The 15735-nt window shown below is 66.3% G+C and carries 11 protein-coding genes and 2 riboswitches; of the genes, 9 read left to right on the top strand and 2 right to left on the bottom strand.

Going from position 1 to position 15735, the window contains the following annotated elements; genetic code table 11:
• Positions 1 to 318: c-type cytochrome (locus tag F3J20_RS20785; protein ID WP_167284391.1), on the top strand; the 318-nt coding region annotated here is incomplete at its 5' end.
• A gap of 243 nt (positions 319 to 561) precedes the next feature.
• On the opposite strand, the gene F3J20_RS20790 is transcribed toward F3J20_RS20785, so the two are convergent.
• Entirely contained in the window at positions 562 to 2652 is a 2091-nt protein-coding gene (locus F3J20_RS20790) for a UvrD-helicase domain-containing protein (protein WP_167284392.1), read from the bottom strand.
• A 351-nt stretch (positions 2653 to 3003) separates the two neighbouring features.
• Between F3J20_RS20790 and F3J20_RS20795 the strand changes: the two genes are divergently transcribed.
• From F3J20_RS20795 to F3J20_RS20830, 8 genes are all read left to right on the top strand, one after another.
• Entirely contained in the window at positions 3004 to 4053 is a 1050-nt protein-coding gene (locus F3J20_RS20795) for an oxidoreductase (protein WP_167284393.1), read from the top strand.
• A 206-nt stretch (positions 4054 to 4259) separates the two neighbouring features.
• A complete protein-coding gene (locus F3J20_RS20800; protein WP_167049020.1) occupies positions 4260 to 4610 on the top strand; it encodes a hypothetical protein in 351 nt (116 codons plus the stop codon).
• A 238-nt stretch (positions 4611 to 4848) separates the two neighbouring features.
• A riboswitch (glycine riboswitch) is annotated at positions 4849 to 4951 on the top strand.
• Between the two features lie 21 nt (positions 4952 to 4972).
• Positions 4973 to 5133: riboswitch (glycine riboswitch) on the top strand.
• Positions 5134 to 5213: 80 nt separating this feature from the next.
• On the top strand, positions 5214 to 6332 hold the full coding sequence (gene gcvT, locus F3J20_RS20805; RefSeq protein WP_167284394.1) for a glycine cleavage system aminomethyltransferase GcvT: 1119 nt from the start codon (positions 5214 to 5216) through the stop codon (positions 6330 to 6332).
• Positions 6333 to 6389: 57 nt separating this feature from the next.
• Positions 6390 to 6770: a glycine cleavage system protein GcvH gene (gcvH, locus tag F3J20_RS20810; RefSeq protein ID WP_167049024.1), complete on the top strand. Its 381-nt coding sequence runs from the start codon at positions 6390 to 6392 to the stop codon at positions 6768 to 6770.
• 94 nt (positions 6771 to 6864) lie between these two features.
• Positions 6865 to 9801, top strand: coding sequence for an aminomethyl-transferring glycine dehydrogenase (gcvP, locus tag F3J20_RS20815; protein ID WP_167284395.1), 2937 nt, complete (start codon positions 6865 to 6867; stop codon positions 9799 to 9801).
• 184 nt (positions 9802 to 9985) lie between these two features.
• Positions 9986 to 11110, top strand: coding sequence for an alginate lyase family protein (locus F3J20_RS20820; protein WP_167049028.1), 1125 nt, complete (start codon positions 9986 to 9988; stop codon positions 11108 to 11110).
• A 29-nt stretch (positions 11111 to 11139) separates the two neighbouring features.
• Entirely contained in the window at positions 11140 to 12528 is a 1389-nt protein-coding gene (locus tag F3J20_RS20825) for an L-serine ammonia-lyase (RefSeq protein ID WP_167284396.1), read from the top strand.
• Between the two features lie 151 nt (positions 12529 to 12679).
• Entirely contained in the window at positions 12680 to 14410 is a 1731-nt protein-coding gene (locus F3J20_RS20830; protein ID WP_167284397.1) for a thiamine pyrophosphate-binding protein, read from the top strand.
• 96 nt (positions 14411 to 14506) lie between these two features.
• Here F3J20_RS20830 and F3J20_RS20835 read toward each other — a convergent pair whose 3' ends face one another.
• Entirely contained in the window at positions 14507 to 15655 is a 1149-nt protein-coding gene (locus tag F3J20_RS20835; RefSeq protein ID WP_167049034.1) for a branched-chain amino acid ABC transporter substrate-binding protein, read from the bottom strand.
• Positions 15656 to 15735 lie beyond the last annotated feature (80 nt).

A 15735-nucleotide genomic window follows, 5' to 3' on the forward strand; every position in this document is an offset into this window, starting at 1 on the left:
TCCGCGGCCATGGCGGCAATGGCCAACGTGCCGCAAACGCCCGCCCCGGCAGCGGGCGGCGCGCAAAGCGCGGACGCCTCGCAGGCCGGCAAGGCGCTGTATCAGGCCGTTTGCCAGGCCTGTCACGCAGCCGGCGTGCTGAACGCACCGAAATTCGGCGACAAGGAAGCGTGGGCGCCGCGTCTCAAGGACCCGATGGACACCGTCTACAACTACGCGCTGCACGGCAAGGGTGCGATGCCGCCGAAGGGCGGCTCGAACGCGTCGGATGCGGACGTGAAAGCCGCCGTGGACTATATGGTCAGCGCGGCGAAGTAAACGCCTGGCAAAGCGCGTCGCTGGCGGCATACACAAGTCGCGAAACGAAAAATCCCTGCCTTGCGGTAACGCACGGCAGGGATTTTTTATGTGCTGCGCGTTCCGACACGAGCCGCCCCGGAAAACCGCCAATAACGAAGGCAGGTGGAGTAACTCACACGCATCCGGCGCCATCGCCGGAAAAACCGCCCAATCACCCAATCGCCGAAGCAGCAGGCAGCGGACCACACCGCCAACACCCGCTCAAGCCTTCTGCAACAACGCCTTCAAACTCGCGAGCCGATCCTTCGGCGACATCGGCGCTTCCTCGGGCGTCGGCGGCGGCGCATCGTCGAGCAGCATTTCGTTGATAAAGCGCGACGGCTCGCAGACGATCGTCTCTCTCGCCCGCTTGCGCTTCTTGCACCAGTTCAGATGCAGGCTGCGCTGCGCGCGCGTGATCGCGACGTACATCAGGCGGCGTTCTTCCTCGATGCGCGCGTCGTCGATCGGTTCGTCGTCGGGGCCGCCGCGATGCGGCATGATGCCTTCCTCGACGCCGACCAGAAACACATGCGGATACTCGAGCCCCTTCGACGCATGCACGGTCGACAGGCGCACCGCATCGGGATCTTCCTCGCGGCCTTCGAGCATCGACATCAGCGCGACCGTCTGGATCAGGCCGAGCAGGTTCTTGCCGGTGTCGCCAAAGCCGTCGGCGCTGTCGTAACCGGTCGCCTGGCTCTCGCTGCCGTGCCCGGGTTCTTCCTTCGTGCCCTTGCGCTTGAGCCACTCCATGAATTCGAGCACGTTCTGCCACTTCGCCTGCGCCTGGCGTTCGTCGAACGCGTCGTACAGATACGCCTCGTAATGGATCGCCTCCATCAGTTCATCGAGCAGCGTGCCCGCCGCGTCCTTTTCCGCGCGCTCGGTCAGGCGCTGCATGAAGTCGCAGAACGCGCGCATCGGCTCGATCTGGCGCGGCGACAGGCGCGCCTCGATGCCGCCCATATAAACCGCCTCGAACAGCGACACCTTCGCCTGCCCCGCGAACGCGCCGAGCGCTTCGAGCGTCGTATTGCCGACGCCGCGGCGCGGCGTCGTGATCGCGCGGATGAACGCGGGGTCGTCGTTCGCGTTGGCGATCAGTCGCAGATACGCGCAGATGTCCTTGATCTCGGCCTTGTCGAAGAACGACTGGCCACCCGACAGCACGTACGGAATCCGCTCGCGGCGCAGCACCTGCTCGAAGATGCGCGCCTGGAAGTTGCCGCGATAGAGGATCGCGTAGTCGCGGAAATTCGTGCGCCGCTCGAACTTGTGCGCGGACAGGCGAAACACCACCGACTCCGCCTCGTGCTCCTCGTCGTTGCAGCCCGTCACGGTGATCGTGTCGCCCATGCCGTGCTCGGACCACAGCTTCTTCTCGAACAGCTTCGGGTTGTTCGCGATCACGTTATTGGCGGCGGTCAGGATGCGCACCGTCGAGCGGTAGTTCTGTTCGAGCTTGATCAGATGCAGGTTCGGGAAATCCTTGCCGAGCTGGCCGAGGTTTTCGAGGGTCGCGCCGCGCCAGCCGTAGATCGCCTGATCGTCGTCGCCGACCGCCGTGAACGCCGCACGCTTGCCCGCGAGCAGCTTCACGAGTTCGTACTGGCACGCGTTGGTGTCCTGATACTCGTCGATCAGCAGATAGCGCAGCTTGTTCTGCCAGCGGTCGCGCACCGGCTCGCTGTTCGCGAACAGCTCGGCGGGCAGGCGGATCAGATCGTCGAAATCGACCGCCTGGTACGCGTGCAGCGTCGCCACGTAGTTGCGATAGACGATCGCCGCCTGATGCTCGTCCTCGGTCGAGGCCGTCGCGATCGCCTGCTCGGGCATGATGAGGCCGTTCTTCCACAACGAGATGATCGACTGGATCTTGCGGATGAAGCCCTTGTCCGTCGAGCCGACCTGCTCCTGGATCATACCGAAGCAGTCGTCGGAATCCATGATCGAGAACTGCGGCTTCAGGCCGACGTGCTCCGCTTCCTGCCGCAGAATCTGCACGCCGAGCGAGTGGAAGGTACACACCGTCAGCTGGTTCACGGGCACCTTGCGGCCTTCCTTGCCGGGCGTGGTCAACGTCTTGCCTTCGAGCAGCTTGCCGACGCGCTCGCGCATTTCCGCCGCCGCCTTGTTCGTGAACGTGACGGCCGCGATGTGGCGCGGCTCGAAGCCCTTCGCTTCGATCAGGTGCGCGATTTTCTGCGTAATCACGCGCGTCTTGCCGCTGCCCGCGCCAGCGAGCACGAGACAGGGGCCGTCGAGATAACGGACCGCTTCACTTTGGGCGGGGTTCAGGCCTGCGGACATCGTCTGTGGATGGGTAATACGGTTGAGGGCTGTCGAGAATCGCCGCGGCGCGAGACGCCGGCCGAAGGCCCCAGGAGATGCTGCGCGGCGCGACGCCGCCGCCTGCAACCGGCGTCCTGCGCGGCGCGCTTCGCGCGAGAGCAGCGATGTTAACACGGTTGACCCGACGGCTGACCTCGACGGTTATCCACGACAGTTATCCGCGATCGATGCCTTCGCGAACTACCGCCGCGCGCCGCCGCGGCAATCTCGCCGCGGCTCCCCAGTCCATCCGACAAATGCCACAATGAGGACGTTGCGCGCCGTCGCCGCGGTGGCAAAGCGGCGCGCCGTTTTTGCAGGAAGACACGCATGTCCGCATCGCTGAAGATTGGATTGATGGGCTACGGCTTCGCCGGCGCGACGTTTCACGCACCGGTGATCGAACATTGCGGGCGCGCGAGCGTCGCCGCCATCGCGACCGGGCAGCCCGAGCGCGCGCGGGCCGACTATCCGCACGCGAAGATCGTCGCGGACCTCGACGCGCTGCTCGCGCTCGACGAAATCGACTGCGTGGTGATCGCGACGCCCAACGACACGCACTTCGACCTCGCGCGCCGCACGCTAGAAGCCGGCAAGCACGTGGTGGTCGACAAGCCGGTCACGCTGTCCGCCGCCGACGCCCACACGCTCGCCAATATCGCGCTCGCGCGCGGCAAGCTGTTCGCGCCCTTTCACAACCGCCGTTGGGACGGCGACTTCCTGACCGTGCGCGATCTGCTCGCGCGCGTGGAACTGGGCCGCGTCACGCAGTACGAATCGCACTTCGACCGCTTCCGCCCGGGCGTGCGTCAGCGCTGGCGCGAAGACGTCACGCGCGGCGGCGGCCTGCTGTTCGATCTCGGCCCGCATCTGATCGACCAGGCACTCGCGCTGTTCGGCGCACCGCAGACGGTCTCGGCAACCGTGCGCACGCATCGCGACGCCGCGAGCGCGCCCGACTACGTGCATATCCAGCTCGGCTACGGCGAGTTCGAAGTCGTGCTGCACGCGAGCGCGCTGACCTCGCTGCCGGGCCCGCGCTTTGCCATCCACGGAACGCGCGGCAGTTACGTGAAGTACTGTCTCGACACGCAGGAAGATCAGCTGAAGGCGGGGCTGCGTCCCGGCGACGAAGGCTTCGGCGCCGGCAATACGCCCGGCGTGCTGCGCGTGCTGGAAGGCGACCAGGAAGTCGAGCGCGAATGGCCGACCCGCAACGGCGAATACGTGGGCTTCTATATTGCGCTCGCCGACGCGATCCAGAACGGCGTGGCGTTCCCGGTCAGCGCACAGGACGCGGTCGACGTCATGACGCTCGTCGAACTGGCGGAACGCAGCTCCGAACAGGGCGTGCGCTTGCCGTTCGAGCGCGTGCGCTGACGCGCCCGGCTGCGCGCCGCGCCGTTTTGTGTACCCCAAACGGCGTGGCGGATCGGGTCGCGAAGCCCGTCGGATCGGGCTTCGCTGACAGTCCAGAAAGGAACATAACGTTACAAATTTGCCCGCCGGCTGGTCAGCGAGCACCCGCCATCATCCGTTGCTAGCGGAGTAGCACCCAAATCACGACAACGACCTACGGAGAATCCATGCCTCGTACCATCCGAGCCCTGGCCGCATGCGCCCTGCTCAGTTCCCTCGCCGCCTGCGTGGTGCCGCCTCCGCCCGCGCCGCACCCTGGTCCTAGCCCGCAGCAGATCGCGGATCAACGCCTGCGTCAGGTCGATGGCCGGATCGACAATCTCTCGCACCGGATCGACGCCCATGTGAACCAGGGCTACTACCCGCCGCCGCAAGGTGGCGCGCTGCATCATCGTCTGGACACGATCCGCCAGGAAGCGCACGACATGGCCGCGCAACACGGCGGCGGTTTGTCCGCAGACGAGCAGCGCGTGTTGAATCAGGAGCTGGACAACGCGGCGCACGCGATCGGCGAATAAACGCGAGAAGGCGCCGCCGGCAGCCAGCCGGGCAAACCGGGCCAGCGCCGGTCGCCTGCCCGTTACCTGCCGCCGGCTACCGGTCATGAACCGGTAGCCGCGTAGCAGCGGAAGCAGTGGCAATCGAAAGCGCGAGCATCACGTCCCGCGCTTTTTTTGCGCCGCGAAGCCGCCGCCGCAGTCGCCATCACGGTCACGAGCCTTGATTTGACAAGCCCCGGCCCGTCGCGTAAATTCGCCGCACGCGTCGGGAGAGCGCGCCGGCAAGCGAAAAATCGCAGGCCGCGCCGCCGAAGGGGCACACCCGCAAACTCTCAGGCAAAAGGACCGACCGCGTCGAAAAAACCCGCCTTCCGGCGGTTTTTTCGCACTCTGGAGAGCGGCAGTAGCCATCCGCGTCGCACATCGTGCACAGCAGGCAGGCTGCCCACCGAAGGGGCGCGCGTTTCACCGTGACGAATCGGGCTCATCGAGCCGGCCGCGGCAGCGCAATCTCTCAGGTATCGAGGACAGAGGGGTCATGCAGGATCACGCTCGCAGGCACACGGCCGCGAGGCGTTGCGCCGCATGGCCTTTTTTGTTTCGCGAGACGCCCGAGGCCCCATGACCGAACTCAAACACACCCCGCTCCACGCCGCTCACCGCGCGCTCAACGCCCGCATGGTCGACTTCGGCGGCTGGGACATGCCCGTCAACTACGGCTCGCAGATCGAGGAACATCGCGCGGTGCGTACCGACGCCGGCATGTTCGACGTCTCCCACATGTGCGTGGTCGACTTCACCGGCGAACGCGTGCGCGCGTTCTTCGAATACGCGCTCGCGAACAACGTCGCGAAGCTGCAAACGCCGGGCCGCGCGCTCTACTCCTGCATGCTGAACCCGCAAGGCGGCGTGATCGACGATCTGATCGTCTATTACTTCGGCGAAGACCACTTCCGCGTGGTCGTCAACGCCGGCACCGCCGACAAAGACCTCGCCTGGTTCGGCCAGCTCAATGCCGAAGGCGGCTTCGGCCTCGCCATCACGCCGCGCCGCGACCTCGCGATCGTCGCAGTGCAAGGCCCGAACGCGCGCGAAAAAGCCTGGCAAACCGTGCCGGCCGCGCGCGCCGCCACCGAAGCGCTGAAGCCGTTCAACGCCGCGCGCGTCGACGGCACGCCGTTCGGCGAACTGACCGTCGCGCGCACCGGCTACACCGGCGAAGACGGCTTCGAGATCATCGTGCCGGCCACGCACGTCGAAGCGCTGTGGAATGCGCTTGCCGCCCAGGGCGTGCGCCCGGCCGGTCTCGGCGCGCGCGACACGCTGCGCCTCGAAGCCGGCATGAACCTGTACGGTCAGGACATGGACGACACCGTCTCGCCGCTCGACGCCGGCCTCGCCTGGACCGTCGACCTCGCCGCGCCGCGCGACTTCGTCGGCAAGAGCCGGCTCGAAGCCGACGGCTCGCGCGCCGCGTTTGTCGGCCTGATCCTGCTGAAGGAAAACGGCAAGGCCGCGGGCGTGCTGCGCGCGCATCAGAAAGTCGTCACGCCGCACGGCGAAGGCGAAATCACGAGCGGCACGTTTTCCCCGACCATGCAGGAATCGATCGCCTTCGCGCGCGTGCCGCAAGGCGTGCAGCCGGGCGATACCGTGCAGGTCCAGATTCGCGACAAAGCCTGCCCCGCAAGCGTGGTAAAACTGCCATTCGTGCGCAACGGCAAGGTGCTGGCGGTTTAAGCAGCCGGCGCACGCCCCCCATTCAAGTCACTACCGAACCACGCATAGGAGCATCCGATGAGCATCCCGGCCGATCTGAAATACACCGAATCGCACGAATGGGTCCGCACCGAAGCGGACGGCACGCTGACGGTCGGCATCACCGACCACGCGCAGGAAGCGCTCGGCGACATCGTCTTCTTCGAAGTCCAGGAACTGGGCAAAAGCTTGAACGCCGGCGACACCGTCGCCGTCATCGAATCGGTGAAGGCCGCTTCCGACATCTACTTGCCGGTCGCGGGCGAGATCATCGAAGCGAACACGGCCGTCGCCGACTCGCCCGACTCGGTCAACAGCGCGCCGTACGACAGCTGGCTCTTCAAGATCAAGCCGGCCGACGGCGCGGCACTCGACCGCCTGATCGACGCCGACGCCTACGCGAAGTCGATCGGCGCCTGAGTCGCCCGCCGAATCGGCGCCTGACTCGCAGTCCGTTTTAACCGTCCGGCGCGGCGCACACAACACGGCGTGCGCCGCGCCACCAGGAACACCCATGAAGCTCGAACACCCGGATCGTCTGATGAACCGCACTCCTCTCTCGCTTGCCGCACTCGAAGTGCACGACGCCTTCGCCGAACGGCATATCGGCCCGGATGCGGCCGACCAGCAAGCGATGCTCGAAGCACTCGGCTTCGCGTCGCGCGCGGCATTGATCGACGCCGTCATCCCGCAGACGATCCGCCGCACCGAAGCGCTGCCGCTCGGCCCCTTCGCGCAGCCCAAGAGCGAAGCCGAGGCGCTCGCCGCGCTGCGCGAGCTCGCGGACAGGAACCAGGTGTTTCGCTCCTACATCGGCCAGGGCTATTACAACGCCCATACGCCGACGGTGATCCTGCGCAACGTGCTCGAAAATCCGGCGTGGTACACCGCGTACACGCCGTATCAGCCTGAAATTTCCCAAGGCCGTCTGGAAGCGCTGCTGAACTTCCAGCAGATGGTCACCGACCTGACCGGCCTCGCGATCTCGAACGCGTCGCTGCTCGACGAAGCGACCGCCGCCGCCGAAGCGATGACGCTGCTGCAACGCGTCGGCAAGCCGAAGTCGAACGTGTTCTTCGTCGCCGACGACGTGCTGCCGCAAACCATCGAAGTCGTGAAGACGCGCGCGACGCCGGTCGGCATCGAAGTAAAGGTGGGCCCGGCCGCCGAAGCCGCGAATGCGAACGCATTCGGCGTGCTGCTGCAATACCCGGGCGTGAACGGCGACGTGCGCGACTACCGCGCGCTGACCGAAGCGATCCACGCGGCGGGCGGCCACGTGGTCGCCGCCGCCGACCTGCTCGCGCTGACGCTGCTCACGCCGCCGGGCGAATGGGGCGCGGACGTGGCGGTCGGCAACACGCAGCGTTTCGGCGTGCCGGTCGGCTTCGGCGGCCCGCATGCCGCGTACCTCGCTGTGCGCGACGAATTCAAGCGGCAGATGCCGGGGCGCCTCGTCGGCGTGACCGTGGACGCGCAAGGCAATCCCGCGCTGCGTCTCGCGCTGCAAACGCGCGAACAGCACATCCGCCGCGAGAAGGCGACCTCGAACGTGTGTACCGCGCAGGCGCTGCTCGCGATCATGGCGAGCATGTATGCGGTCTATCACGGCCCGCGCGGCCTGAAGACGATCGCGCTGCGCGTGAACCGCGTCGCCGCGCTGCTCGCCGCAGGCGCGCAGCAACTCGGCTACACGCTCGCGAACGAGACCTTCTTCGACACGCTCACGTTCAACAGCGGCGTGCGTACGCAAGCGCTGCACGACGCCGCGAAGGCGCAGCGCATCAACCTGCGCCGCGTCAGCGACACGCAAGTCGGCGTGTCCGTCGACGAAACCACCACGCGCGGCGATCTCGCCGATCTGCTCGCGGTGTTCGCACAGGCCGCAGGAGCGAAGGACGTGCCGCAAGTCGACGCGCTCGACTCGGCGCTGACCGCGGCGAACACCGCGTCGGTGCCGGCCGCGCTCGAACGCACGAGCGCGTACCTCACGCACCACGTGTTCAACCGTCATCATTCGGAAACGGAAATGCTGCGCTATCTGCGCAGCCTGTCGGACAAGGACCTCGCGCTCGACCGCTCGATGATCCCGCTCGGCTCCTGCACGATGAAGCTCAATGCGACCTCGGAAATGCTGCCGGTCACGTGGCCCGAGTTCGGTCAGATTCACCCGTTCGCGCCGGCCGAGCAAACCGTCGGCTACCGCGAGATGATCGATCAGCTCGAACAGATGCTGGTCGCAGCCACCGGTTATGCGGCCGTGTCGCTGCAACCGAACGCGGGCTCGCAAGGCGAGTACGCGGGTCTGCTCATCATCCACGCATATCACGCGTCGCGCGGCGAAGCGCATCGCAACGTCTGCCTGATTCCCGCCTCGGCGCACGGCACGAACCCGGCGTCGGCGCAGATGGCCGGCATGCAGGTCGTGGTCGTGGCATGCGACGCGCAGGGCAACGTCGATATCGAAGACCTGAAGAAGAAAGCCGCGCAGCACGCCGATAAGCTCGCCGCGATCATGATTACGTATCCGTCGACGCACGGCGTGTTCGAGGCGAACGTGCGCGAAATCTGCGAGATCGTGCATGCGCACGGCGGCCAGGTGTACGTGGACGGCGCGAACATGAACGCGATGGTCGGCCTGTGCGCGCCGGGTCAGTTCGGCGGCGACGTCTCGCACCTGAACCTGCACAAGACCTTCTGCATTCCGCACGGCGGCGGCGGTCCGGGCGTCGGCCCGGTCGCGGTCGGCGCGCACCTCGCGCAGTTCCTGCCGAACCAGACTGCCTCCGGTTACGAACGCGCGCCGCAAGGCATCGGCGCGGTGTCGGGCGCGCCGTACGGCTCGGCCTCGATCCTGCCAATCTCGTGGATGTACATCGCGATGATGGGCGCGAAAAACCTGACCGCCGCGACCGAAACCGCGATTCTCAACGCGAACTATGTCGCCAACAAACTCGCGCCGCACTATCCGGTGCTGTACTCGGGCCCCGGCGGCCTCGTCGCGCACGAGTGCATTCTCGATCTGCGTCCCATCAAGGACACGAGCGGCATCACCGTCGACGACGTCGCCAAGCGCCTCGCCGACTACGGCTTCCACGCGCCGACCATGAGCTTCCCGGTGCCGGGCACGCTGATGGTCGAGCCGACCGAGTCGGAGTCGAAGGAAGAGCTCGATCGCTTCATCGAGGCGATGATCGCGATCCGCGAGGAAATCCGCGCGGTCGAGGAAGGCCGTTCGGACCGCGAGGACAATCCGCTCAAACACGCGCCGCACACGGCGGCGGTCGTGATCGCCGACGACTGGAAGCATGCGTATGCGCGCGAAACCGCTGCCTATCCGCTGAAGACGCTGATCGCGAAGAAGTACTGGCCGCCGGTCGGCCGCGCGGACAACGTGTACGGCGACCGCAACCTGTTCTGCTCGTGCGTGCCGATCGCGGATTACGAGTAAGTCGCGCGCCCACCGCCTGCCGTGCGCATAGCACGCGCGAGCAGGCGGCGCGACGCGGTGAAGCCTGCTCGGCGTCGGCATCGGCGTCCATGAGCGGACGCGGCGCGGCCCACGCGCAGTCCTGTCGTTGAGGGCCGCAAACGGCTAACATCACACACCGAATCAGCCTAACGAGGAGTTCCGCATGGCGCGAAAGGTGCGATCGATGCAAAGCCGGGCCGCCGCCGCCCGTTCGTGGCGGGCCGCCTACGTCATGCTGCTGGCCGGCGCGGCCGCGCTGCTGCCGCTGCGCGAGGCACAGGCCGCGATGAATTTCTGCGCGGCGCCCGCGCTGCAAACCAGCGAGCGCACCCATGCCGATCCCGGCGTCAAGGCACTCGTCAGCAATGTGCAGGCGCATCTGAACGAGCAGCCGCATGCGCTCGCGAAACTGCACACCGAGGGCACGTTGCCGCACGAGGGCATCTACGATCAGAGCGTCGAAGCGGAACAGGACCTCGACCTGCTGCGCGACGCCGCGCTGGCGTGGCGCGCAACCAGCGACGACCGCTTCCTCAAGCTCGTCGACCGTCTGCTCTATGCCTGGGTCACGACCTATCAGCCGAGCTTCAATCCGATCGACGAGACGCATTTCGAAGGGCTGATCCTCGCGTACGACATGACCGCGAGCGCGCTGCCCGTCAAAACCCGCAACGCGGCAATGGCCTTCCTGACGAAACTCGCGAGCGGCTACATCGCGCAGATCGACGCGCAGCCGCGGCCGCTTACGGGCACGTTCCGCAACAATTGGCAGAGCCACCGCATCAAGCTGATCGCGATGGCCGCGTTCACGCTCGACAATCGCAAGATGATCAACGCCGCGCAACGGCTGTTCGTCGAGCATATCGGCGACAACGTCGCGCCGGACGGCTCGACGATCGATTTCGGCGAGCGCGACGCGCTGCGCTACGTGGCCTACGATCTGCAACCGCTCGTGACGGCCGCGCTCGCCGCGCGCCGCCACAACCGCAACTGGCTGCAGGAGAAGGGCGCGAACGGCGCGACGCTGCTCGCCGCGCTGAACTGGCTCGTGCCGTTCGCCATGGGCACCCAGACGCATGAGGAATTCGTGCATTCGAACATTCCGTTCGACACGAAACGTCGCGAGGCCGGCTTGCCCGGCTACGCGGGCCCATGGGACCCGAAAAGCGCGACGGAACTGTTTCACCTGGCGGCGCGTCTCGACGGGCGCTTTACGCCCATCGCGCTGCAGCTCGCACCGACGCCGCCCGCGTGGCTCGCCGTGTGTTTGCCGCTGCCGGCGCGCTAAACTATTTATCTACGCAGCAGGAGCAGTACATGGCAGTCAGCGTCTTCGATCTCTTCAAAATCGGCATTGGTCCGTCCAGCTCGCACACCGTCGGGCCGATGCGCGCGGCGCTGATGTTCGTCCAGGGACTCGAGCGCGACGGGCTGCTCGACGCCACCGCGTCGGTGAAAGCCGAGCTGTACGGCTCGCTCGGCGCGACCGGCAAAGGGCACGGCACCGATCGCGGCGTCATGCTCGGCCTGATGGGCGATGCGCCCGACACCGTCAATCCGGAAACGATCACGCAGCGGCTCGAAGCGGTGCGCGTGTCGCGCAAGCTCGCGCTGCTCGGCACGCATGACGTGCCGTTCGTGCTGAAGGAGCACATCGCGTTCTATCGTCAGGCGCTGCCCGAGCATCCGAACGGCCTGAAACTGCACGCATTCGACGCGCAAGGCGCGACGCTGCGCGAATCGACTTATCTGTCGGTCGGCGGCGGCTTCGTGGTGACGGCCGGCGCGCCGAACACGAAGGTGCTGAGCGCCGTCGATCAATTGCCGTATTCGTTCCGCACCGCCAACGAGTTGCTCGCGCTGTGCGCGTCGAGCGGCAAGAGCATCGCGCAACTGATGCGGGAAAACGAGCGCGCCTGGCACACCGAAGAAGAAACGCGCGCGGGCCTGCTGAAAATCTGGGACGTGATGCAGGCATGCGTCGCACGCGGCTGCGGCATCAACAATCCCGATGCCGACGGCCATCTACCCGGTCCGTTCCAGGTGAAGCGGCGCGCGCCGCAGCTGTATCGCGCGCTGACGGGCCATCCCGAACGCGCGTTGCAGGATCCGCTCTCGATGGTCGACTGGATCAACCTCTATGCGATCGCCGTCAACGAGGAGAACGCCGCGGGCGGGCGCGTCGTCACCGCGCCGACCAACGGCGCGGCCGGCATCATCCCGGCCGTGCTGCACTACTACACGCGCTTCATGCCGAACGCGAACGAGCAGGGCGTGATCGACTTCCTGATGACGGCCGCCGCGATCGGCATTCTCTACAAGCTCAACGCGTCGATTTCGGGCGCGGAAGTGGGCTGCCAGGGCGAAGTGGGCGTGGCCTGCTCGATGGCGGCCGGCGCACTCGCCGCGGTGATGGGCGGCACGCCGCAGCAGGTCGAGAATGCGGCCGAAATCGGCATGGAACACAACCTCGGGCTCACCTGCGATCCGGTCGGCGGCATGGTGCAGATTCCGTGCATCGAGCGCAATGCGATGGCGTCGGTGAAAGCCGTCAATGCGGCGCGCATGGCGTTGCGCGGCGACGGCAGCCACTACGTATCGCTCGATTCGGTCATCAAGACGATGCGCGAAACCGGCGCGGACATGAAGACCAAGTACAAGGAAACGTCGCGCGGCGGCCTGGCGGTGAATATCGTCGAGTGTTGAACGCGGCGGTGCCTGCCGCGTTCCCGCCGCGCCGTGACAGCGCACGCGCGCCCGGCGTAAGCTGTCGAACCGCCCATCGGCTGCGCTCGCACATTGCGTCGGTGCGGCCTCATTCCATTGCGCTCACGCGCTGCCAGGAGGCTTCCTCGCCATGTCGCTGTCGAATGCTCCCGCTTCCAACGTTTCCGTTTCCCCCCTCGCGCGCACGACCGGCGCGCGCCTCGTCGTCGATGCGTTGCTCACGCATGGCGTCGAACGCGTATTTTGCGTGCCCGGCGAAAGCTTCCTCGCCGTGCTCGATTCGCTGCATGACGAAACCGCGCGCATCCAGACGGTCGTCTGCCGTCACGAGGCGGCCGCCGCGAACATGGCCGAAGCGGTCGGCAAGCTGACCGGCCGGCCCGGTGTCGCGCTCGTTACGCGCGGGCCGGGCGCGACGCATGCATCGATCGGCGTGCACACGGCGTTTCAGGACTCGACGCCGATGATCCTGCTGATCGGCCAGTGCGCACGCGAGCATCTCGAACGCGAGGCGTTTCAGGAGATCGACTATCGGCGCATGTTCGGCCAGATGGCGAAGTGGGTCGCGCAGATCGACGACCCGAAGCGCATTCCCGAATACCTGAGCCACGCGTTTCACACGGCCACCTCGGGCCGGCCGGGACCGGTCGTGCTGTCGTTGCCCGAAGACGTGTTGAGCGAGGCATGCGACGCGGTGCCCGGCGCGCCCGCTTATCAGCGCGTGGCGGCGTCGCCGTCCGCCGCGCAGATGGAGACGCTGCGCCAGTTGCTCGACGGCGCGCAACGGCCGATGGTGATCGCGGGCGGCAGCGGCTGGACGCCGGCCGCCTGCGCGGACCTGCGCCGTTTCATCGAAAACTGGCAGTTGCCGATCGGCCTCGCGTTCCGCTTCCAGGACACCTTCGATAACGAGCATCCGAACTATGCGGGCGACGTCGGCCTCGGCATCAATCCCGCGCTCGCGCAGCGCATCCGCGACGCCGACGTGCTGCTCGCGCTCGGTCCGCGTCTCGGCGAAGCCACCACGAACGGCTACACGCTGCTCGACATTCCGAAGACGAAGCAGACGCTCGTGCACGTGCATCAGGGCGCAGAAGAACTCGGGCGTGTGTATGCGGCCGATCTGCCGATCGTGTCCGGCATGCCCGAGCTGGCCGCGATGCTGGCGGAGCTGAAGCCGTCGTCGTCCGGCACGCCCGCCTGGGCGGGCGCCGCCGCGGAAGCGCATCGCGCGTATCTGGAATGGCGCAAGCCGCGGCCGATTCCCGGCGACGTGCAGATGGGCGAAGTGATCCAGCAATTACGCGCGCACCTGCCCGATGACGCGATCCTCACGAACGGCGCCGGCAATTACGCGACGTGGCTGCATCGGCATTTCTCGTATCGGCACTTCCGCTCGCAGCTTGCGCCGACGAGCGGCGCGATGGGCTACGGCGTGCCGGCGGCGCTCGCGGCGAAGTCGCTGTATCCGCAACGCGCGGTGGTCGCGCTCGCCGGCGACGGCTGCTTCATGATGGCGGCCCAGGAACTCGCGACGGCGATGCAGTACGACCTGCGCGTGCTGTTCATCGTCGTCAACAACAGCCACTTCGGCACGATCCGCATGCATCAGGAGCGGCACTATCCGCATCGCGTGCATGGCACCGGCCTCACGAACCCGGACTTCGCGGCATTCGCGCGCTCGTTCGGCGCGCATGGCGAGACCGTCGAGCGTACCGAAGATTTTCTGCCGGCATTGCAACGCGCGATCGAATCGCAGTTGCCGGCGGTGATCGAGATTCGCATGCCGCAGGAGGCGAGCACGCCTGCGGCGACGCTGGAGATGATTCGTGAGCAGGGGAGGAAGATGCGGGGGGAATGAACGGCTGCACACTCTAAAAGCACCTCGACCGCATAGCCAATAAAAAACCCCGCCGAAGCGGGGTTTTTTCACCATCAACCGCAGCCGGCAAAAAACTTACTTGCCGCCCACGCTTTGCAGCGTCGTCCACTTGCCGTCGACGACCTTGTACAGCGTGATGCCGCCGTTCTTCAGATCGCCGCGTTCGTCGTATGCGAGGTTGGCCGACGTCACGGCCGGCATCGAGGTCTTCGCGAGCACCGGCAGATACTTGGCCGGATCGGTCGAGTTCGCGCTCTTCATCGCGGCGAACATCGCCATCGCGCCGTCGTAGGCGTACGGCGAGTACGTCTGCACGTCTTCGTTGAAGCGCTTCTTGTACTTCTCGACGTAGGCCTTGCCGCCCGGCATTTCGTCGAGCGGCAGACCGGCGAGCGAAGCCACCGTGCCGTTCGCCGCGTCGCCCGCGAGCTTGATGAAGGTCGGCGTGTGGACCATTTCGCCGCCCATCAGCGGCGCCTTCACGCCGAGCTGCTTCATCTGCTTGACCATCGGTGCTGCTTGCGAGTCCGCGCCGCCGTAGTAGATCAAGTCCGGGTTGGTCGACTTCAGCTTGGTCAGGATCGACTTGAAGTCAACGGCCTTGTCGTTCGTATATTCACGATCGACGATCGTCGCGCCCGCCGCCTTCGCCGCCTTCTCGAACTGATCGGCCAGACCCTGGCCGTAAGCGGTGCGATCGTCGACGATCGCGATCTTCTTCATGCCGAGGTTCTTCACCGCGAACGCGCCGGCGACCGAGCCCTGCTGCGTGTCCGACGTCATCATGCGGAAGGTGGTCTTGAAGCCCTGTTGCGTGTATTCCGGCGCGGTCGCCATCGCGATCTGCGGAATGCCCGCGTTCGCGTAGATGCGCGAAGCCGGGATCGTCGTGCCCGAGTTGAAGTGGCCGAGCATGCCCTTGATACCGTCATCCACGAGCTTCTGCGCAACCGTCGTGCCGGTGCGCGGGTCGGCCTGGTCGTCGGCGGAGTCGAGCACGATGCGAACCTGCTTGCCGCCGATCATCGGCTTGGTCGCGTTGAACTCTTCGACCGCGAGCGTGATGCCGTTCTGGAAGTCTTTGCCGTAGTGCGCCTGCGCACCCGTCATCGGACCGGCGAAACCGATCTTCACGTCTTCCGTCGATTGAGCGTTGGCTGTCCCCGCCAGCGACATTGCGGCAACCAGAGCTGCGCCTGCCAGCTGTTTCATTGTGTGTTGCATAGCATCTCCTTGATACCAGGTGTGGATGAAGCGGTTTCGGGGTCGCCGTGCCGCTTCGTTCTATTGAAGAAATCGCCGAG

Source organism: Paraburkholderia sp. Cy-641, assembly GCF_011752945.1.
In the GTDB taxonomy this organism is placed as follows: domain Bacteria; phylum Pseudomonadota; class Gammaproteobacteria; order Burkholderiales; family Burkholderiaceae; genus Paraburkholderia.